Source organism: Brachybacterium phenoliresistens (genome assembly GCF_000576425.1).
Taxonomy (GTDB): Bacteria; Actinomycetota; Actinomycetes; order Actinomycetales; family Dermabacteraceae; genus Brachybacterium; species Brachybacterium phenoliresistens.
In genome coordinates this window covers 141,730-161,367 of sequence record NZ_KK069996.1, presented here as the reverse complement: position 1 = coordinate 161,367, position 19,638 = coordinate 141,730, and the positions used below count along the sequence as shown (strand labels likewise).

At 71.7% G+C, this 19,638-nt stretch carries 15 protein-coding genes and 1 other RNA gene; 7 read left to right on the top strand and 9 right to left on the bottom strand.

Annotated elements, in window-relative coordinates; genetic code table 11:
* Positions 1-13: 13 nt before the first annotated feature.
* Positions 14-3,898, bottom strand: coding sequence for an ATP-dependent RNA helicase HrpA (gene hrpA, locus BF93_RS12115; RefSeq protein ID WP_038372924.1), 3,885 nt, complete (start codon positions 3,896-3,898; stop codon positions 14-16).
* Positions 3,899-4,519: 621 nt separating this feature from the next.
* On the opposite strand from hrpA, the gene BF93_RS12110 reads away from it, so the two are divergent.
* The 3 genes from BF93_RS12110 to BF93_RS12100 all read left to right on the top strand — a co-directional run bounded on the left by BF93_RS12110 (position 4,520) and on the right by BF93_RS12100 (position 7,908).
* Positions 4,520-5,425, top strand: coding sequence for a hypothetical protein (locus tag BF93_RS12110; protein ID WP_156954138.1), 906 nt, complete (start codon positions 4,520-4,522; stop codon positions 5,423-5,425).
* 155 nt (positions 5,426-5,580) lie between these two features.
* Complete coding sequence (gene tdh, locus BF93_RS12105; protein ID WP_038373008.1) at positions 5,581-6,645, top strand: L-threonine 3-dehydrogenase; 1,065 nt, start codon at positions 5,581-5,583, stop codon at positions 6,643-6,645.
* A gap of 42 nt (positions 6,646-6,687) precedes the next feature.
* Positions 6,688-7,908, top strand: coding sequence for a glycine C-acetyltransferase (locus BF93_RS12100; protein ID WP_038372922.1), 1,221 nt, complete (start codon positions 6,688-6,690; stop codon positions 7,906-7,908).
* Between the two features lie 12 nt (positions 7,909-7,920).
* Here BF93_RS12100 and BF93_RS12095 read toward each other — a convergent pair whose 3' ends face one another.
* The 4 genes from BF93_RS12095 to BF93_RS12080 all read right to left on the bottom strand — a co-directional run bounded on the left by BF93_RS12095 (position 7,921) and on the right by BF93_RS12080 (position 12,835).
* A complete protein-coding gene (locus tag BF93_RS12095) occupies positions 7,921-8,886 on the bottom strand; it encodes a phosphotransferase (protein WP_198025424.1) in 966 nt (321 codons plus the stop codon).
* Positions 8,887-8,974: 88 nt separating this feature from the next.
* Positions 8,975-9,862 (bottom strand): prolipoprotein diacylglyceryl transferase, encoded by an 888-nt coding sequence (locus BF93_RS12090; RefSeq protein ID WP_038372921.1) that lies wholly within the window; start codon positions 9,860-9,862, stop codon positions 8,975-8,977.
* Between the two features lie 287 nt (positions 9,863-10,149).
* Positions 10,150-11,484, bottom strand: coding sequence for an MFS transporter (locus BF93_RS12085; RefSeq protein ID WP_038372920.1), 1,335 nt, complete (start codon positions 11,482-11,484; stop codon positions 10,150-10,152).
* 145 nt (positions 11,485-11,629) lie between these two features.
* Positions 11,630-12,835 carry a Gfo/Idh/MocA family protein gene (locus tag BF93_RS12080; protein WP_051486896.1) on the bottom strand — a complete coding sequence of 402 codons (1,206 nt, stop codon included), beginning with the start codon at positions 12,833-12,835 and terminating at the stop codon, positions 11,630-11,632.
* Positions 12,836-13,117: 282 nt separating this feature from the next.
* Here BF93_RS12080 and BF93_RS12075 point away from each other — a divergent pair, with 282 nt between their 5' ends.
* The 3 genes from BF93_RS12075 to BF93_RS19060 are packed head-to-tail and all read left to right on the top strand — an operon-like array spanning position 13,118 to position 15,832.
* The gene (locus BF93_RS12075; RefSeq protein WP_038373003.1) at positions 13,118-13,945 is read left to right on the top strand and encodes a sugar phosphate isomerase/epimerase family protein; all 828 of its coding nucleotides are present in this window, start codon (positions 13,118-13,120) and stop codon (positions 13,943-13,945) included.
* Positions 13,946-13,987: 42 nt separating this feature from the next.
* Positions 13,988-14,857 carry a sugar phosphate isomerase/epimerase family protein gene (locus BF93_RS12070; RefSeq protein ID WP_051486895.1) on the top strand — a complete coding sequence of 290 codons (870 nt, stop codon included), beginning with the start codon at positions 13,988-13,990 and terminating at the stop codon, positions 14,855-14,857.
* Positions 14,858-14,899: 42 nt separating this feature from the next.
* Positions 14,900-15,832: an aminoglycoside phosphotransferase family protein gene (locus BF93_RS19060; RefSeq protein ID WP_051486894.1), complete on the top strand. Its 933-nt coding sequence runs from the start codon at positions 14,900-14,902 to the stop codon at positions 15,830-15,832.
* 32 nt (positions 15,833-15,864) lie between these two features.
* On the opposite strand, the gene BF93_RS12060 is transcribed toward BF93_RS19060, so the two are convergent.
* From BF93_RS12060 to BF93_RS12050, 3 genes are all read right to left on the bottom strand, one after another.
* Complete coding sequence (locus BF93_RS12060) at positions 15,865-16,074, bottom strand: hypothetical protein (RefSeq protein WP_038372918.1); 210 nt, start codon at positions 16,072-16,074, stop codon at positions 15,865-15,867.
* Positions 16,075-16,209: 135 nt separating this feature from the next.
* Positions 16,210-16,416, bottom strand: a complete 207-nt coding sequence (locus BF93_RS12055) for a CsbD family protein (protein WP_038372917.1) — start codon at positions 16,414-16,416, stop codon at positions 16,210-16,212.
* Between the two features lie 113 nt (positions 16,417-16,529).
* Positions 16,530-17,123 (bottom strand): TetR/AcrR family transcriptional regulator, encoded by a 594-nt coding sequence (locus BF93_RS12050; protein ID WP_051486893.1) that lies wholly within the window; start codon positions 17,121-17,123, stop codon positions 16,530-16,532.
* Positions 17,124-17,315: 192 nt separating this feature from the next.
* Here BF93_RS12050 and BF93_RS12045 point away from each other — a divergent pair, with 192 nt between their 5' ends.
* A complete protein-coding gene (locus BF93_RS12045) occupies positions 17,316-18,974 on the top strand; it encodes an MDR family MFS transporter (protein WP_038372916.1) in 1,659 nt (552 codons plus the stop codon).
* A 75-nt stretch (positions 18,975-19,049) separates the two neighbouring features.
* Here the strand turns inward: BF93_RS12045 and ssrA are convergent.
* Positions 19,050-19,421, bottom strand: a transfer-messenger RNA (tmRNA) gene (gene ssrA, locus BF93_RS19360).
* Between the last annotated feature and the right edge of the window lie 217 nt (positions 19,422-19,638).

The window sequence follows — 19,638 nt, the reverse complement described above, 5'->3', positions numbered from 1 at the left end:
TCGGAGCGCGCCGTCAGAGCGCGGCGATCGCCTTGCGGATCCGGGTGTCGGAGACGGTCCGGCGCGTGCCCAGGGTCTGCGCGAACAGGCTCACCCGCAGCTCCTCGAGAAGCCAGGGGATCTCCCGGGCGTCGGGCTCGGCCCGGCGCGCCGGGGACAGCTTCTCGCGGGTGCGGGCCCACAGCTGCTCGAGGTCGGCGACCTGCCAGGCGAGCTGCTCGTCGCGGCGCGGGTTGTCCTGCATCTTCTCCAGCCGGATCTCGTCGGCCCGCAGGTAGCGCTCCAGGTCCCCGATCCGCTCGGTGCCGGTGCGGGAGATGAACCCGTCCCCCAGCAGCGCCTCGGCATGGGCGCGGATCTGGGTGAGGCGGTCCAGCAGGGCGAGGGAGGACACCCGGGAGACGGACCGCTGCAGCCGCGCGTTGGCCGCGAGCGCCGCGGCCGCGCGGCGCACCGTCTCCGCGGCGAGGTCGGTGTGCTCGGCGCGGATCCGGGCGAGCGCCGCGTCGAAGGCGGCGCGGTCGCGGATCGGCTCCTGGCCCAGCAGGGCGTCGACGGCCGCGCGGGAGGCATCGGCCAGCAGCGCCGGGGTCGAGGGGTAGGGCGAGGACGCCACGGCGAGCTTCGTCGGGTTGGGCAGGGCGCCCAGCACCTCCCCGAGGTCCGGGTGCAGCTCCCGGTCGATGAGTGCGATCACGCCGTCGCGATGCTTCAGCGCCTGCTCCTCGGCGCTCGCGAGGACCTGCAGGTCCACGCGGTCCACGCGGCCGTCCGCGCCGCGCCGGGCCACCAGCGCCGGATAGCCGGTCACCGTCATCCCGCCCACGCTCGAGCGGTGCACCGCCGGGACGCCGTCGGCCGGGAAGGCGTCCAGCGCCGTGCGGGCGAGGTCGTCGCCCGCCTGGGAGACGGAGGTGCGCACACGCTGGGCGAGGCGCTTCTTCAGGGCGGCGAGGTCATCGCCGGTGCCGATCTCCTTGCCGCGGGAGTCCACCACGCGGAAGTGCATGCGCAGGTGCGCGGGCAGGCGGGACAGGTCGAACTCCCTGCCGTACAGGGGCAGGTCCTGCGGCACGCCCGGCAGGGCGACCAGCTCGTCGGCGACCGCCTCGACGAAGGGCTCCCCCGCATCGGGGTCGTCCTCGTGCAGGGTGGCGGCGACCGCCTTGGCGCGCTCGGGCGCGGGCACCAGGTGGCGGCGGATCGCCTTGGGCAGGGAGCGGATCAGCTCGGTGACCAGCTCCTCGCGCATCCCCGGGACCAGCCAGTCGAAGCCGCGCTCCTCGACGCGGTTGAGCACCGCGAGCGGGATCGTCGCGGTGACGCCGTCGCTGCCCTGCGCCCCGACCTCCCCGAAGGAGTAGCGCAGCGGCAGGGTCAGGTCGCCCTGCACCCAGGTGTCGGGGAAGTCCCGGGCCACGCCGGCGAGATCCGCATCCGGGTCCAGCAGGTCCTGCTCGGTGAGGGTCAGCAGGTCCGGGGTCTCGTGGCGCTGCTTCTTCCACCACGCGTCGAAGTGGCGGCCCGAGAGCACCGTGGCGGGGATCCGGGCGTCGTAGAAGCGGAACAGCTGCTCGTCGCTGATCAGCAGGTCGCGGCGGCGGGTCTTGGCCTCGAGCTCCTCGAGCCGGGCGATCAGCGCCCGGTTGTCGCGGAAGAAATGGTGCCGGGTCGTCCAGTCGCCCTCGACCAGGGCGTTCTGGATGAAGATGTCCCGGGAGAGCTCCGGATCGACCTTCCCGTAGCTGGTCACGCGGTCCGCGACGATCTGCACGCCGTAGAGGGTGACCTTCTCGTGGGCCATGGCGCTGGCACGCTTCGAGGACCAGTGCGGGGCGGAGTACGAGCGGCGCACCACATGCGCGCCGATCTCCTCGACCCATTCGGCGTCGATCTTCGCGGCGGTGCGCCCCCACAGCCGGCTGGTCTCCACCAGCTCGGAGACCATCACCAGGTCGGGACGCTTCTTGGCGAGCGCAGAGCCGGGCCACAGCGCGAACCGGGCTCCGCGGGCGCCGTCGTACTCGCGATGGCGCTCCTGGTAGAGGCCGATGTGGCTGAGCAGCCCCGCCAGCAGCGACTGATGGATCGCCAGGGAGCTCGCATCGTTCGAGCTGGTGTGCAGCTCGGCGTCCTTGGCCATCTCCCGCAGCTGCTGGTGCAGGTCCCACCATTCGCGGATCCGCAGGTAGTGCAGGTGATCGGCACGGACCTCGCGGCGGAAGGCGGAGCCGGACAGCTCCCGGCGGCGCTCCTCGAGATGGTTCCAGAGGTTGAGGTAGGACAGGAAGTCGCTGGTCTCGTCCTCGAAGCGCTTGTGCTTCTCGCGGGCCTGCTGCTCCTGGCCCAGCGGCCGCTCGCGCGGGTCCTGGATCGACAGCCCGGCGACGATGATGAGCACCTCGCGCAGCGCGCCGAGGCGGTCCGCCTCGATGAGCATGCGCGCCAGGCGCGGGTCCAGCGGGAAGCGGGCGAGGCGGCGGCCGATGTCGGTCAGGCGGCGCCCGCCGGGGGCCTCGGGCGCCGGCTCGATGGCGCGCAGCTCCTCGAGCAGGCGCACGCCGTCGGTGACGGCCCGCGAGGCCGGCGGCTCGACGAAGGGGAAGGATTCCACGTCCCCCAGGCCGAGGCTGGTCATGAGCAGCACGACGGAGGCCAGGGAGGTGCGCAGGATCTCCGGCTCGGTGTACTCGGGGCGGGTCTCGAAGTCCTCCTGCGAGTACAGGCGGATCGCCACGCCGGGGGCGGTGCGGCCCGATCGGCCCGAGCGCTGGTTGGCGCTGGCCTGCGAGATCGGCTCGATGGGAAGACGCTGGACCTTGGTGCGCTGGGAGTAGCGCGAGATGCGTGCGAGCCCGGAGTCGACGACGTAGGTGATGCCGGGGACGGTCAGCGACGTCTCGGCGACGTTGGTCGCCAGCACGATGCGGCGGGAGGTGCCCTGCGCGCGCGGGGTGAAGATCCGCTGCTGGTCGGCGGCGGAGAGCCGCCCGAACAGGGGCAGGACCTCCATCGGCAGCCGTCCGCGGCCGCTGCGCCCCGGCCGGGTCAGATGGGCCTGGAGGGTCTCCTGGATCTCCCGGATCTCCCGCTCGCCCGGGAGGAACACGAGGATGTCGCCGGGCCCCTCGGCCACCAGCTCGTCCACCGCGTCCGTGATCGCCTGGCCGAGGTCGCGCTCGACGGAGTGGACGTCCTCGAGCTCGTCGTCGTCCTCCAGCTCGGGCTCGAGCACCAGCGGCCGGTACCGGATCTCGACGGGATAGGTCCGCCCGGAGACCTCGACGATCGGGGCGGGACGGGTCTCCCCCGAGGGACGTCGCTCGGCGAAGTGCTCGGCGAACCGCTCCGGGTCGATGGTCGCGGAGGTGACGATGATCTTCAGGTCGGGACGCTCGGGCAGGATCTGCCGCAGGTAGCCGAGGATCACGTCGATGGTGAGCGAGCGCTCGTGGGCCTCGTCGATGATGATCGCGTCGTACCGCTTCAGCAGGCGGTCATGGGCGATCTCCGCCATGAGGATGCCGTCGGTCATGAGCTTCAGGCGGGCGCCGCGGGCGACCTCGCGGGTGAAGCGGACCTGGTACCCGACCGTGCCCTCGCCGAGCTTCTCCCCCAGCTCCGAGGCGATGCGCTGCGCCACCGAGCGGGCGGCGATGCGACGGGGCTGGGTGTGGCCGATGAGCTTCCCGCGCGTGCCGTAGCCCAGCTCGAGCAGCATCTTCGGGATCTGGGTCGTCTTGCCCGAGCCCGTGGCGCCGGCGATCACGACGACCTGGTGCTCGCGGATCGCCGCCTGGATGTCGTCCCTGCGCTGGGAGACCGGGAGGTCCGCCGGATAGGTGATCACGGGGGCGTCGACCCCCGGGGTCGTCGGGGTGGCGGGGCGCTCGGTCATGGTGCACCACTCTAGATCCCCGGCGCAGAGCCGCGCCTCCCGATATCCGGGCGCCGCCCGCGCGATGCGCAGACCGGAGCCCGAGGTGCGGGAACCTCGCACCCGAATGGTGGGCTCCGGCGACGCGGGAGATCTGTTCCGGGGAATTGGAACGACAACCTGCTGGGAGATGGCGGTCCTGCGAGCCAGCGAGGGATTCTCGGCGCCGCGAGCCTTCCTGGGGATGTCGGTGTCGAGAGCCTGGGGATGGCTGATCGATCACACCCCTCAAAACTGCGGGATGAGGGATGAAATCGATCAGTGATCCGAAGCGCGCAGGAACCCATCGCCTCGGCCAGCAGGCCCCGGCACGGTCCCGCTGGAGGCACAAGCTGGACGCCGGCGGGTGGACCGGCCGACCGCGAGAGGGGCACGCGACGAACCTGGTCGTGGACAGCACCGATGGCGAGCTCCCGACCTGCGCGATGTGGATGGTCCGCGGGAGCGTGGGGAGGGGCGTGGTCTGCTGGGGGCATGGCCAGGCCCCCAGCCCCGCTCCCTCCTCAGCTGATAGCCGCGGCATTCACGACCCGTCAGGCGCTGCGCCTCGGGGTGACTGCGAAGCGGCTGCAGAGTTCTGCGGTGGAGTCCATCGGTCGCGGACTGCATCGGGTCCGCGGTGAGACGACCGGCGAGGTCGATATCGCGATCGCGCTGCAGGCGGATCTGCCCGATGCCGTCGTTGCCGGGCTGTCCGCGGCGCGCCTGCACCGCATGCCGCTGCCCCCGGGGCTCGGACTGGACTCGTGGACCATCGAGACTCCGCTGGAGATGTGCATCCCCATGCTGGGGGCGCCGCTCCGGCGTCAGGGAATTCGTGCACGGCGCAGCGATGTTCCCCCGCAGCATCGGACCGAGGTCGATGGCGTGGTGGCGACCTCACCCGAGCGCACCTTCCTGGACCTCGCCTCGGTCCTCGATCTGGACGCACTCGTCGTGATCGGGGACTTTCTGGTGCGGCGGGCACCGGCCCGCCGGGAAGGGGCGCGGAGGACGATGCGCGACCTCGGAGCCATCCTCCAGGCCACGGGGCCCCGGCCGGGCTCCGTGGCCGCCGGCGAGGCGCTCTCCCACGTACGGATCGGTGCCGGCTCCACGGAACAGACGCTGCTGCGGCTGGCGCTCGAGCGAGCCCGACTGCCGGAGCCCGCCCTGAACATGACGATCCACGGAGCGGACGGGACGGCGCTCGCCGCTCGCCACCTGCGGTGGGACCGGTACGCCGTGGCCGCGCAGCACGTGCCGACCGAGGCGGAGGAGGAGACGCCCCATCAGCACCAGCAGCGGCTGCGCGGCTCCGATGCGCTGCGCCGGAACGGATGGGTCGAGCTGATGATCTGCGATGCGGACCTCGAGGTCCGCTGCCGTCGGGCGGTCCGGCGGATCGACGAGGCGCTGCGGGAGAACGGATGGGACGGGCGTCGGACGCTGTGGCCCGCCGGCCGCATCGACGCCCGTCGAGGCGCCCAGCCCGCTGCGTGGAGGTGACGGGCGGGGGCTGCACTGCGCAGCTGTGCGCAGCCAGTAAGCTCGGGTCGTCACTGGAGACACCACCCCTGGAGATGAGCCCGCCCATGTCGAGAACCGACGGCGCGCACGCCCTCACGACGCCCAGCACCCCGGGCGCCGCGACGGGACGCACCATGATCGCCCTCCGCAAGACCGGCCCCGGGCCGGGACTCGAGCTCGCCGAGGTCCCCCTGCCCGGCTGCGGGCCCTTCGACGTCACGGTGCGGGTGATGCGCACCGGGATCTGCGGGACGGACCTGCACATCCTTGCCTGGGACGCCTCCGCCCGGGCGATGTGCGACACCGTGCCCTTCACCCCCGGCCACGAGTTCTACGGCGAGGTCGTGGAGGTCGGCGCGGACGTCCACGACGTGCGCATCGGCGACCGCGTCTCCGGCGAGGGGCATGTCGTCTGCGGCACCTGCCGCAACTGCCGTGCCGGCCGCAAGCAGATGTGCATCCGGGTGCGTTCGGTCGGGGTCCAGCGCGACGGCGCCTTCGCCCAGTACGTGACGATCCCCCATTTCAACGTGTGGGTCCATGAGCACGACGGCGGCGAGGAGGTGATCGTGCCGGAGCTGGGCGCGGTCTTCGACCCCCTCGGCAATGCCGTGCACACGGCCCTGAAGTTCCCGCTCGTGGGCGAGGACGTGCTGATCACCGGCGCGGGGCCGATCGGCCAGATGGCCGTGGCTGTCGCGCGCCACGCCGGTGCCCGCTACATCACCGTCACCGATGTCGCCGCCCACCGCCTGGAGATGGCGCGCCGTGCCGGGGCGGACGTCATCGTGGACGTCTCGCGCACCCGTGTGCGCCATGCCCAGGAGGAGCTGGGCATGCGCGAGGGCTTCGACGTGGGGATGGAGATCTCCGGACAGGCGGCGGCCCTCCAGGAGATGATCGAGAACATGAACCACGGCGGGAGGATCGCCCTGCTGGGGCTGCCCTCGCGGCAGTTCGAGATCGACTGGACCGCCGTGGTCACCCGCATGCTCACCCTGCAGGGCATCTACGGCCGCGAGATGTTCGAGACCTGGAACGTCATGTCCGCGATGCTCACCACCTCCCGTCCCCTGCGCGAGACGATCCTCGCGACCGTGACCGACGTCCTGCCCGCGCAGGACTGGGAGCGCGGCTACGAGATCGCGCGCTCCGGCGCGGCCGGCAAGGTCGTGCTGGACTGGACCACCCTGGACTGACCGCCCCCGCCCCGACCCCGCCCCGGACCCGAGGAGACCCCCATGGCATACACCGCAATGAAGGACCAGCTGCGCCTCGAGCTCGACGAGATCCGCGAAGCCGGCACGTACAAGCACGAGCGGGCGATCCTCACCCCGCAGTCGGCGCACGTGGCCACCGCAGGCCCCGGCGGTGGGACCGCCCGGGTGCTGAACTTCTGCGCCAACAACTACCTGGGCCTGGCCGATCATCCCGCGATCATCGCCGCCGCCAAGGACGCCCTGTACGAGCGGGGGTTCGGGATGGCCTCGGTGCGGTTCATCTGCGGCACCCAGGACCTGCACCTCCAGCTGGAGCGCGCCGTGAGCCGCTTCCTCGGCACGGAGGGGACGATCCTGTTCTCCTCCTGCTTCGACGCGAACGGCGGGGTGTTCGAGTCGCTGTTCGGCGCGCAGGACGCGATCATCTCCGACGAGCTGAACCACGCCTCGCTGATCGACGGGATCCGCCTGTCCAAGGCGGCGCGGCTGCGCTACCGCAACGCCGACCTCGACGATCTGCGCGCCCGGCTCGAGCAGACCCGGGAGCTGAACGACGGCGCCGGGGCCCGGCGCACGATCATCGTCACCGACGGCGTGTTCTCCATGGACGGGTACCTCGCCCCGCTGCCGGGGATCTGCGACCTCGCCGACGAGTTCGGGGCGCTGGTGCTGGTGGACGACTCCCATGCGGTGGGCTTCCTGGGCGAGCACGGCGCCGGCACCCCCGAGCACTTCGGCGTCTCGGACCGGGTGGACCTGTACACGGGCACCTTCGGCAAGGCGCTCGGCGGGGCCAGCGGCGGCTACGTCTCCGGGCGCGGCGAGATCATCGAGCTGCTGCGCCAGCGGGCCCGCCCCTACCTGTTCTCCAACTCGCTGGCCCCGTCGATCGTGGCGGCGACGCTGAAGGCCCTCGAGCTGGTGGCGGGCAGCCGCGAGCTGCGGGCCCGCCTGATGCGCAACGCCGCGCAGTTCCGCACCCGCATGGCCGAGGAGGGCTTCGAGCTGCTGCCCGGGGAGCACGCCATCGTCCCGGTCATGTTCGGCGATGCCCGCCGGGCCGCCCAGATGGCCGATGCGATGCTCGCCCAGGGCGTCTACGTGACCGCCTTCTCCTACCCGGTGGTGCCGAAGGACAGGGCACGCATCCGCGTCCAGCTCTCCGCCGCGCACAGCGAGGACGATGTCGAGACCGCGGTGCAGGCCTTCGTCACCGCCCGCACCGCGATCGGGAAGTGCTGAGGCCGTCGGACCTCAGACGGACCAGGCGAGCAGCAGGTTCCGCGCGCACTGCGCGAGCGGTGCCTGCGCGTCCGCCTCCCCGCGCAGCGCGTGGGCGAGGATCATGACGGCGAAGCGCACGGCCCAGGCGCGCGAGCGCGCCTCGAGGGCGGCGACGTCCGCGAGCACCGCGGCGCTGCCGGCGCGCCCGCCCCGCACCGCGTCGAGGTAGGCGGCCAGTCCGTCGCCGCCGGGATCCAGCAGGAACAGCTGGGCGAGGTCGCTCGCGGGGTCTCCGGCGCTCGTGTCCCCCCAGTCGATCATCCCCAGCCGGCCGTCCCGGAGCATCACCAGGTTCGCCGGATGCGGGTCGCCGTGCAGGAGGAGGTCCGGCCCGCGCCAGGGGGCGGCGTCGAGACCGCGGCGCAGGATCTCCTCGACCCGGGCGAGCTGCTCCGCCCCGAGGCCCTCGGGCTGCGGCCGCTCGCGCAGGGCGGCGAGGTCGGACTCGGTGCGGCCCGGCCGGGAGGCCAGCGGCACCCCGCGATACGGGCTGCGCGGGTGCTCGGCCGGAGCGGGCCGATGCAGCTGCGCGAGCGCGCCCGCCAGGAGCCGCGCCGGCCGGGATGCCTCCCCCGCGTCCCGGCGCTGCAGCACATCGGCGACGACCTCCCCCTCCAGCCAGGTCATGAGCGAGGCCGGCCCCGCGGGCTCGTCCTCGCCGAGGACGGCGAGGAGCTGCGGGGTCGCGAACTCCGCGCACGGGACCATCGTGCGCAGCGCGGCGATCTCCTGCTGCAGCGCCCAGCGGCCGAGCTCCCGGTAGGGGCGACGCAGCACGACCCGGGTGCCGTCGTCCAGGGTGCCGACGTGCCACATGTCGTTGTCCCAGCCGCGTCCCAGCAGCACGGGCTCCGCGACGCGGCGCATGCCGGGCAGCTGAGGGATGCTCGAGGGATCCGGCGGCGCGTCGGAGGGAGCGGGAGCGGCATCAGGCATCGGCCCACCGTACCGCGGCGCCCCCGAGCAGGGATCAGGCAGCAGGGTCACGGAGCCCGGCGGCCGCGCCCGGGTCCGCACGGGCCGGTCAGGCGCCGGCGGCGGTGGCCTCCTCGGTGGGGGTCGGGGTCTCGCTCGGCGTCTCGGACTCCGCGACGGCGGGCTTCGAGGCGTCGGACTTCGGGGCATCGGAGGGCTCCTCGACCGGCGGGGCGGGCTCGCGCGCGGCCTTCGCCGTGTCCGCGGGCTTCTCGGCCTCGGTCTCCTCGGGCGCCGGGGCCTCGTCCTTCGCCGGGTCCTCCTCGGTCACGGGAGGCTTCTCCTCCGCAGGAGGCTGCTCCTCGGGGGCCGGCTCCTCCTCGGCCGGCGGCTCCTCCTCGACGGTCGCGGTCTCCTCCGGGGCGTCCTCGACGAGCGCGGCCTCCTCCTCGGGGAGGGCCTCCTCGGTCCGGGCCGCGGTCTTCGCGGCGTCCTCGCCCTTGCACGGCGGCAGGCCGCCGATGGAGATCGACCCGGAGACGGGCTGCTCGGCTCCGCCGCCGACCTTGCGGACCTCGAAGGTGAACACGGCGCTTCCGTTGGAGCTGTTGGTGCTCTCGTTGGAGATGAACGTGGCCGCGGTGCTGCCGTGGGCCGAGAGCGAGGTCCAGGCCGTCGGGAAGCTGTAGGGGAAGGTGATGTTCGATCCCGAGTTGGGGTCGACGTACAGCGAGGTCACCCTCCACTCGATGTCGTAGTCGCGGTTGTTCTCGATGTTGAAGATCAGCTTGTACGAGAAGGCGTTCGGCGTGCTCTGCCCGGGGTACTTGCACGAGTCCCCGTCCAGCGAGACGTCGATCGGCGGCGTCGGGGAGGTCGCGACCGCCGGCGCGGCGATGGACACGACGGCCACGGGGGTCGCCCAGGCGACGCCCTTCATGAGCGACCTGCGGGTGGTGGTGGATGCGGAATCGAGGGTGGCGATGTGTCGAGCCATGGGAATCTCTCCGTCCTGAGGGCCGGACCGAGCCACCCGATCGTCAAGGCGCCCCTGCCCGCGCACCGGTTCTCCCGAGCGGTGGTCTGCCGCCCGTCCCGGCGTGCCGACATCATAGATCGACACGTGTCCAGAACACGACAGTTGTCTAGAACTTGCCGAGATCGATGCATCCGCGCAGGTCGGAGGGCTGCCGACGATGCCTCATCGGCGCCGGACGCAGCAGAAGGGCCCGACCGGAGGTCCGGTCGGGCCCTTCTGGGCAGGTGCGGCGAGGCGCCGAGACGTCAGATGGCGCCGTCCAGCAGCGCCGCGGTGCGGGCGTCCTGCTTCGCCCGGTCGCGCGGGTAGGTCCGGTAGAAGCCGAACCAGAGCAGCGCGTTGAGCAGATAGGGGACGGTCATGAACCACAGGAACGTCCCGCCCAGGCCGATCGCATCGGCGATGCTGCCTGCGAGCATCGAGAAGATCGCGGCGATGCCGCCCTGGATGAACGAGAACAGCAGGGCGAACGCCGTCGCTCCCAGCTGCAGCGGGACGACGGTCGAGATCATCGGCAGGACGCAGCCGGAGAAGCCGATCGAGAACACCAGGCCGAGCACGAAGGAGGCGGGGTACACGAACCCGCGGCCGTCGAAGGGCAGCTGGGTCACCAGCGCCACGGTGATCGCGAAGGAGACCAGATAGATCTGCATGAGCATCACCCTCCCCTTCGCCCCGAAGCGGCGGTCGAACAGATCGCCCAGGAAGCCGCCGAGGAAGCTCGAGAGCATCACGCCGATCGAGTTGATCGCCATGATCACCGTCGACTCCGGGACCGAGTACCCTCGCTCGTCCACCAGGAAGGTCGAGTAGAACGGCAGCACCGCGACCGAGGTGACGAAGGGGATCATCGCCACCATCAGCGCGATCGTGGGGATGCGGAACAGCTTCATCGCATCGGCGACCCGGAACGCCCCGGAGGCGGAATCCCGGGAGATCCTCGAGGCCGTCCCGCCCACGCTCGGCACCCACAGCAGGATCATGATCCCCGAGAGGATCGAGACGGCGCCCATCGCCCACATCGCGTAGCGCCAGCCCTCGGGATTCGCGCCGAACAGGCCGATGGCCGGTCCCATCACGATGCCGACCCCGCCTCCGATCCCCCGCACGAGGCCATAGGCCTTTCCACGCTCGGATCTCGCGAAGATGTCCGGCAGGAGGCCGTTGAGGATCGGCTCCGAGGCGACGGTCCCGATCGCGGAGATGGCGAACAGCGCCACCAGCACCGGATAGTTCGGCGCGAACCCCGCCGCGACGGTGAACAGGCCCCACACCCCGGTGACCAGGAACAGGATCGGCTTGCGGCCGAAGCGGTCCGCCATCATCGCCCAGAAGGGGCCGAAGATCATCCGCGAGAAGCGCGGGATCGAGGTGAGCAGGCCGAGGGCGCCGTAGTCCAGGCCGAAGGCGGTGCGGATGAGCGGGAAGAAGGTGTTGATGAGCCCGGACTCGGAATTGTCCACGGCCTGGGAGAAGCCGAGGGCGGCGACGGTCCGCCCTCGTCCGCGGGGCGGGGCGGCGTCCCCGGCGGAGGGCGGGCCCGCTGCGGGGCCGGGGCTGGATTCGAGGGTCGTCGACATGGGGTGCCTCCTTGCTGTCGAGGGCTGCCGCGCGGGCGCGGCAGGGCATGACGACAGGGGCGTCGCGCCGCGCGGGGCGGCGGCGCACGCCTGTCGTCAGGTCGAGGAAGGGGCGGGGACGGCGTCCGTCCCCGCCCGGAGATCCTCAGCTCTGGGTGGGGTACACGCCTTCGGCCTCGATGCGCTTGTTGAGCTCGGCGAGGTACTCGCTCTCATCGAAGTCGATCGGCACCTCGCGGCCGGTCCAGGCCGAGAGGTGGATGGCGTTGGCCAGGCGCACGCCGTGGATGCCGTCGGTGCCGGGGGCCAGCAGCTCCGCCTCGCCGAGCACGGTCAGGGCGAAGTTCTCCAGCACGCCGGAGTGCTGGGCGCCCCAGGCGGAGGTGTCCTCGATGACCTCGGTGCTCACCACGCCCTCCAGGCCTGCGGAGTTGCCGCTCATGAGCTGGCGGGCGCTCTCGGGGGTGGATTCGTCGGAGATCTGCTTCTCCGGGCGGGCATAGCGCTTGACGGTCGCCTTCTTGGACCCCTCGACGACGATCTTGCCCTGGGTGCCGAGGATCTCGAGGCGGTCGGTGCCATCGAGGTCGTGGGTGCAGGTGGTGAAGGTGCCGGTGCGGCCGTCGCCGTAGTCCACCAGCGCGGTCACCTCGTCCTCCACGGCGATGTCGCGGCGGAAGCCGAAGCCCGCCTTGGCGAACACCTTCTGCGGCACGCCGCAGATCCACTGCCACAGGTCCAGCTGGTGGGGCGCCTGGTTGACGAGCACGCCGCCGCCCTCGCCGCCCCAGGTGGCGCGCCACGCGGACTGCTCGTAGTAGCCCTGAGGACGCCACCAGGTGGTGATGATCCAGTTCGAGCGGAGGATCTCGCCGATCTCCCCGCCGTCGACGATCGCCTTGATCTGCTGGTACAGCGGGTTGTTGCGCTGGTTGAACATGATCGCGAAGGGGACCTCGGGGTGCGCCTCGGCGACCGCGTTCATGCGCTTGACCTGGGTGGTGTGCACGGCGGCGGGCTTCTCCACGAGGGTGGCGACGCCGGCCTCGATCGCCGCGATGGCGACCTCGGGGTGCTGGTAGTGCGGGATCGTGGTGACGACCGCGTCGACCAGGCCGGAGGCCAGCAGCTCCTGGTGGGTGGAGAAGGTCGCCGCCCCGGGGTGCTTCTCCGCGGCGGCGGCGAGCTGGGCAGGGTCGGTGTCGGCGATGGCCGTCAGGGTCATGTGCGGGACCATGCCCTCGGCGATGAAGCGGGCGTAGCTCGACCCCTGGGTTCCTGCGCCGATGATGCCGAGGCGGACGGTGCGCTCGGCGGCGGGGGTCTCGGCGGGCTGGGACGTCGTCGTCATGGTGTGCCTTTCGTTCGCGTCCTCGCGGGGCCCGGCGCGCGGCGCAGCGGCCCGGAGGTGGGGGGTCCTCTCCGATGGTGGTGGTCGGGACGAGCGGCGGGCGGGAGTTGCCACGGGTTGCCAGCTCTCCGACGCGGGCAACCGACGGCAACCGCAGAGGTCAGCGGAACCCGCTCGATACTGTTCGGGACGACCCCGGGCACAGCGGCCCGCTCCCGGGCGCCGGTGGACCCGGCGCCGGCGGCCCGCGGCCCGTCCCTGTGACAGGAAGGCATGCAGCCGATGTGGACCCTCTCCGGATTCTCCGACGAGATCTCCTCCGACCTCGCCGAGCAGGTGCAGGTGGTGCGGGAGCTGGGCATGGACTGGATCGAGTTCCGTTCCGCCTGGGACACGAACGTCCTGGACCTCGATGAGCAGCAGCTGGCCGAGGCGAAGCGGATCCTCGACGAGGCGGGCGTCCGGGTCTCCTCCATCGGCTCCCCGATCGGGAAGATCAAGATCACCGACGACTTCGCCCCGCACCTGGAGCGCATGCGCCACGCGGCCGACGTCGCCGCGCACTTCGGTGCCGAGTACATCCGCATCTTCTCCTTCTTCCTCCCCGAGGGCGAGGATCCGGCGACGCATCGCGACGAGGTGCTGCGGCGCATGCGCGCCCTCGCCGACGTCGCCGAGGAGCGCGGGGTGACGCTGCTGCACGAGAACGAGAAGCACATCTACGGCGACACCCCGGCGCGCTGCGCGGACATCCTCGTCTCCGTCGGCTCGCCGCGCCTGCGGGCGGCCTGGGACGCCGCGAACTTCGTGCAGGTCGGCGTGCGCCCCGTGACCGAGGGCTACGAGCTGCTGCGCCCGCACCTGGAGTACGTGCAGATCAAGGACGCCCGGCTGGAGGACGGCGAGGTCGTCACCTCCGGCAAGGGCGACGGGGAGGTCCGCGAGTTCCTCACCGCGATCCGCGACGACGGCTTCGACGGGTTCTTCTCCCTCGAGCCGCACCTCTCCCTGGCCTACGCCACCGGCGGCTTCTCCGGACCGGATCTGTTCCGGGAGGCGCACGGAGCCTTCACCGGGCTGCTGGACGAGCTCGGCATCCAGTACCGCTGACCCGCCCCACCGACAGACCCCACCGAGAGACAGGACCATCCCATGGCTCGCATCGGCATCCAGCTGATGATGCTCAAGGACCACATCGCCGAGCGGGGCGTCGCCGACGTCCTGGCGCAGGTCAAGGACACCGGCTTCACCGTCGTGGAGGTCTCCCAGATCCCCATGACCGACGAGAACGTCGCCGCGATGGCGGCGGCCCGCGAGGACCTCGGCATCGAGTACGCCGCGATCTCCGCGAAGACCTCCGTCCCCGAGGGCAGCGGCGAGCTGTCGCTGGCGGCGGACTTCGACACGCACGTGGAGCATGCCCGCGCGCTCGGCACCGGCTTCGCGCGCATCGGCATGATGCCGATGGACGCCCTGCGCTCCCCCGCCGCCCTGGACGAGTTCTGCGTCGAGGCCAACGGCTACGCGAAGCGCCTGGCCGATGAGGGCATCAGCCTCAGCTACCACAACCACCACGTGGAGTTCGCGAAGATCGAGGGCCGCCGGATCCTCGACATCATCCGCGAGAAGGCACCGGACCTGCGTTTCGAGATCGACTGCCACTGGGTGGCGCGCGGCGGCCTGGACCCCCAGCGCACCCTGGCCGAGTTCGACGGCGTGCTCGACCTGGTCCACCTCAAGGACTTCCGCATCGCCCTGCCCGGACCGGACTTCTTCGAGCGCCTGGACTCCGGGGACCGCTCCGCCTTCGGCGACTACTGGTCGCGGGACATCGTCCAGTTCGCGGAGGTCGGCCAGGGCAACCTGGACTGGAGGCCCGTGATCGAGCAGGGCATCGCCTCCGGCGCCCAGCACCTGCTCATCGAGCAGGACCAGACCTACGGCCGGGACATCTTCGAGTCCCTGGCCATGAGCCGTGCACACCTGGTCGAGCTCGGCTTCGAGGACCTCATCACCGGATGACCGCCACGGCGGCCGGGACCCGGCCGGGACGCTGAGGTCCGCATGACCGGCTCCCCGGACATCCCCGCGGCCGTCCGGCACCGCCTGGTCAGCCAGGACCGGGCGGCCGCGGCATGGCTGGACGGGCTGCCGTCCCGGATCGGAGCGGTCCTGGAGCGGTGGGATCTGCGGGTCGCGGGGCCGCCGTCGTTCGGCGGCACCAGCGTCGTGCTGCCGGTGCGGTCCGGGGGCACGGGCTCCGCGGCGCTCAAGCTGGTCTCCCCGCTGGGCGATGCCGTGCAGGAGGCCCGTGCGCTCGAGGTCCTCGCCGGGCACGGGACCGTGCGCCGGGAACGGCACAGCCCCGAGGACCAGGCGCTCCTGCTCGAGCTGCTGCCCGGTCCGACCCTCGCGGACCTCGCCGACGAGCGGGAGGCGGTGGCGGCCGCCGGAGCGGTGGCCGCGAGGATCGCCGCCGTGCCCGCACCGCCGGATGCACCGCAGCTGGCGGCATCGGCCCCGGCCTGGCGCGAGGCCTTCGCCCGGCAGCACCGGCGCGCGATCCGCGAGGGCCGCGCGCTGCCGGCCGACGTCGTGCAGGCCGCCGATGCGACGATCGGGGACCTCGCCGGCGCGGCGGCGCCGGGTATGACGCACGGGGACCTGAGCTTCGCGAACGTCCTCCGCCGCGACGACGGGGCCTGGGTGGCGATCGACCCGCTGTACCGGAGCGGGCCGGCGGAGCACGAGGCGCACACCGTCCTGCGCAGCGTGACGCGGCCGCCCCTGTCCGAGGGGCTCTCCCGCGCGCGCGGGATGCGCCGGATGCGGGAGCTGCTCGGGATCTTCTGCGAGGCCGCCTCGCTCGACCCGCAGCGGGCGTGGAGGATCTCCCAGGCCCGCTTCGCGGCATCGGCCTTCTGGGAGGCCGAGCACGGCGGGGACGCTGCGGACATCGCGTGGCTGCGGGAGATGGCCGCCGAGATCGAGCTCTGAGCCGCGGCGGCGGAGACCTCCCCCGGGGGCGGTCAGTCGCCGCAGAGCGCGTGCCGCCCCGCGACGACGGCGGCGACCAGGCCTGCGAAACCGAAGCTCGCCAGCAGCGAGGGGACGAACCAGCCCCAGGTCAGGGCCGCGACCACGGCTCCGGCGAAGAAGAGCGCACTCAGGAGGACCAGGACCCGCGGCAGCGCCCCATCGGGCCGCCCGGCTGTGCTCATGTCGTCGTTCTCGTCCATCCTCCGAGAGTAGGACGGGGGCGATGGAGGAGGTGGCGAGGGGGCGTGGACGATGCGCGGGGTTCTGGTGAAGACCCCGTCAGCGCGACGCGCCCGCCTCCCCGGAGGGAGACGGGCGCGCCGGACGGGGAGAGCTCAGTCCTCGCCCTCGCGCTGGAGACCGCGCAGGGCTCCCCGGGCCGTGTCCTTCGCGTCCTCGATCTTCTGCTTGACCTCGGCCCCGGCCTGCTGGACCTTCCCCTCGGCCTCGACCTCCTTGTCGCCCGTGAGCTTGCCCAGCCCTTCCTTGGCCTGGCCTCCGAGCTTCTCTGCGCTGTTCTCGAACTTGTCATCGGTGCTCATGGGAGCCTCCTCGATGTCGTGACGGACTGCGGAGCGCCGAGTCTAGGACCCGTCCCCGGGAGCGCGTCCAGCCTCCGGACAGGATCCGTCCCGCGCATCCGGCGCCGAGGGGGTCAGCGGGCGAGGACCCGCTCGAGGACCCCGCGTGCCTCCTCGACGCGGGAGGCCATGCTCTCCCCCCGCCGGGCCGCGGAGGCCTCGGAGGTCGCGAACCGCATCATGCCGCCCATGAGACAGGTGATCAGCGCGGATTCGCTCTCCCGGGCGGCGTCGTCGCCCGCCGGGTCGGCGTGGGCGATGCGCTGGGAGATGATCTCCCGCAGCTCGGCCTCGAGCGTGCTGACCCGTTCGATCTGGCGCGCCAGCAGATGCGGATGCCCGGCGATGATCCGCATCCTCTCGTCCATGCGCGGCGGGGCGGCGTCGCCCTCGGGAACCGGGATCAGCAGCAGGGCGTCCAGCAGCAGGGGCCCGTCGGCGAGGACGAAGGCCCGGGCGGCCCGCTCGTCGATGCTGGGCATCTCCCGCCCCAGGATCGCGTCGTCCTTGGTCGGGAAGTGGTTGAAGAAGGTGCGCTGGCTGATCCCCACCTGCTCGCAGATCCGATCGACCGTCACGGTCTCGTAGCCGTGGGCGAGGGCCAGGTCCAGCGCCGCCTCCTCGATCGCCGCGGTGGTCGCGGCCGCCCTCGTGCCTGTCTGCGCCATGGTCCCTGCCTCTCGATCCGACCCGCCCACCGTACTCGGGACGCCGGCCCGCGGCCTGCGGGGGACGGTGAGGTCCGGCACATCGGCCGCGGATCCCAGCAACCTTTCATGCAGTGACTGCACACTGCCTTGCAGTTACTGCATATTGCGGAGTCCCGGGACCCCGCACCACCGTCCCTCCCCAGGAGCTCCATGAATGCCACCGCGGCCCCGCTGCTGCTGACCCGGCGCCGGATCTGGATCATCTTCTCCGCCCTGCTGGCGGGGATGTTCCTCTCCAGCCTCGACCAGACCATCGTCTCGACCGCCATGCCCACGATCGTCGGGCAGCTGGGCGGGGTGGACCATCAGGTCTGGATCACCACCGCCTATCTGCTGGCCACCACCATCGTGATGCCGATCTACGGGAAGCTGGGCGACATCATCGGCCGCCGGCGCCTGTTCCTCGTGGCCATCGCCCTGTTCACCCTCGCCTCCGTGGGCTGCGCGTTCGCCGGGGACTTCTGGACCTTCGTGGTCTTCCGCGCCATCCAGGGCCTGGGCGGCGGCGGGCTGATGATCCTGTCCCAGGCGATCATCGCCGATGTCGTCCCGGCCGACGAGCGCGGGAAGTACATGGGCCCCCTCGGCGCCGTCTTCGGCATCTCCGCCGTGCTCGGCCCGCTCCTCGGCGGCTACTTCGTGGACCACCTGACCTGGCACTGGGCGTTCTACATCAACATCCCCGTGGGCATCGCCGCCTTCGCGGTGGGCCTGTTCGCGCTGCGCCTGCCGGCGAAGAGGGCGACCCGCCGCATCGACGTGCTCGGCGTGGTGCTGCTCTCCGCCGCGACGACCTGCCTGATCTTCTTCACCGACTTCGGGGCCGATGCCGACCACGGCTGGACCTCCCCCACCACCCTGGCCTGGGGCGCCGGGCTCGTCCTCGCCGCCTCCGCGTTCGTCCTGGCCGAGTCCCGTGCGGAGGACCCGATCATCCCGCTGTCGCTGTTCCGCAACCGGCTGTTCGTCCTGACCACCGGGATCGGATTCGTGCTGGGCCTGGGCATGTTCGCGGCCATCGGCTTCATGCCCACCTTCCTGCAGATGGCCTCCGGGACCTCCGCCGCGCAGTCGGGCCTGCTGATGATCCCGATGATGGCCGGCATGATGGGCAGCTCGATCGTCTCGGGCATCCTCGTCTCCCGCAGCGGCCGCTACAAGGCCTACCCGATCGCCGGCATCGCGATCGTGATCCTCTCCCTGCTGGCGATGACCACGCTCGCCGCGACCACGCCGATCTGGCTGATCTGCGCCTTCCTCGCGGTGTTCGGCATCGGCCTGGGCCTGGTCATGCAGATCATCGTGCTGGTCGCGCAGAACGCCGTCCCCGCCGACACGATCGGCACGGCGACCAGCACCAACAACTACTTCCGCGAGGTCGGAGCCTCCCTGGGCACCGCCGTGTTCGGGGCCCTGTTCACCACGCGCCTGACCGAGCGCCTGCTCGAGGTGTTCTCGGGGGCAGGGGCGGATGCGGCCGATGCGCAGGCCAGCGCCTCGAGCATCGACCCGCAGACCCTCGCGAACCTGCCCGAGCCCGTGCGCGAGGGGATCGTCGGCGCCTATGCCGACGCGCTGGCGCCCGTGTTCTGGTACGTCATCCCGTTCATGGCGGTGGGCCTGGTGCTCGCGCTGTTCATCCGCGAGATCCCGTTGAAGTCCGAGTCCGGGCTGGTGGCGCGCGGCGAGGCGATCGGCGGCGAGGAGGCCGAGCGCCTGGCCGCCGAGCTCGAGGGCCGCGGGACGCCGGCGACCGTGGAGGAGCCCTCCGAACCGGCCGGTCCGTCGGCGCAGGCCGCCCCGCGCTGACGGGCCCCGGGCGCGGGAAAGGCCCCCTCCCCCGCGCATCTGCGCAGGGGAGGGGGCCTTTGTCGGTGAGTGCAATGGTGGAGACGGCGGGAATCGAACCCGCGTCCGATAGTGCGAAGCCAGGGCTTCTCCGGGCGCAGTCCGTGAAAGGCGTTTTCTCAGTCCCGACGCTCGCACGAACACGTCGTCGACGGACTCAGTCACTCTAGGTTGTTCACCCGACCCCGATGACGAAGGCCGGAAGCAGTGGCTCCTTAGATGATGGAACGATCCGGGTCAGGAGCAAGCCCGGGGTTCCAGACTGCTAACGCTGATCAGGCAGCGAGAGCGAAGTCAGTGCGCTTGGTTTCGGCACTTATTGGTTTCCAGAGGACATTAACGAGTTGACTCTGGGTTCTCGGCCCGCTTCCCCTCGCTGGACAACTACCGTCGAAACCGATCGTCCCCATGCGTGGGTCGCAGCACTGTGACGGCCTGGGCCGTCGTTGCACTCACTCTTCAGTTGTCAACCACACCGGCTCCGGATCAGCTCGTCGACTCAGCACATCGACCGGGCCACCCCTTCGCCGTCCGACCAGTCTACTCCTCTCCCGCTCCGGGGCGAAGCGATTATCTGTCTGCTCACCGCGAACGGGCCCGGCCCTGGTCGCCGCGGCGCGGAAGG

Bases quoted from the DNA above. Each gene is read 5' to 3' on its own strand.
- hrpA (WP_038372924.1), bottom strand. From the start codon at position 3,898: ATGACCGAGCGCCCCGCCACCCCGACGACCCCGGGGGTCGACGCCCCC.
- tdh (WP_038373008.1), top strand. From the start codon at position 5,581: ATGATCGCCCTCCGCAAGACCGGCCCCGGGCCGGGACTCGAGCTCGCC.
- BF93_RS12100 (WP_038372922.1), top strand. From the start codon at position 6,688: ATGGCATACACCGCAATGAAGGACCAGCTGCGCCTCGAGCTCGACGAG.
- BF93_RS12095 (WP_198025424.1), bottom strand. From the start codon at position 8,886: ATGCCTGATGCCGCTCCCGCTCCCTCCGACGCGCCGCCGGATCCCTCG.
- BF93_RS12090 (WP_038372921.1), bottom strand. From the start codon at position 9,862: ATGGCTCGACACATCGCCACCCTCGATTCCGCATCCACCACCACCCGC.
- BF93_RS12085 (WP_038372920.1), bottom strand. From the start codon at position 11,484: ATGTCGACGACCCTCGAATCCAGCCCCGGCCCCGCAGCGGGCCCGCCC.
- BF93_RS12080 (WP_051486896.1), bottom strand. From the start codon at position 12,835: ATGACGACGACGTCCCAGCCCGCCGAGACCCCCGCCGCCGAGCGCACC.
- BF93_RS12075 (WP_038373003.1), top strand. From the start codon at position 13,118: ATGTGGACCCTCTCCGGATTCTCCGACGAGATCTCCTCCGACCTCGCC.
- BF93_RS12070 (WP_051486895.1), top strand. From the start codon at position 13,988: ATGGCTCGCATCGGCATCCAGCTGATGATGCTCAAGGACCACATCGCC.
- BF93_RS19060 (WP_051486894.1), top strand. From the start codon at position 14,900: ATGACCGGCTCCCCGGACATCCCCGCGGCCGTCCGGCACCGCCTGGTC.
- BF93_RS12060 (WP_038372918.1), bottom strand. From the start codon at position 16,074: ATGGACGAGAACGACGACATGAGCACAGCCGGGCGGCCCGATGGGGCG.
- BF93_RS12055 (WP_038372917.1), bottom strand. From the start codon at position 16,416: ATGAGCACCGATGACAAGTTCGAGAACAGCGCAGAGAAGCTCGGAGGC.
- BF93_RS12050 (WP_051486893.1), bottom strand. From the start codon at position 17,123: ATGGCGCAGACAGGCACGAGGGCGGCCGCGACCACCGCGGCGATCGAG.
- BF93_RS12045 (WP_038372916.1), top strand. From the start codon at position 17,316: ATGAATGCCACCGCGGCCCCGCTGCTGCTGACCCGGCGCCGGATCTGG.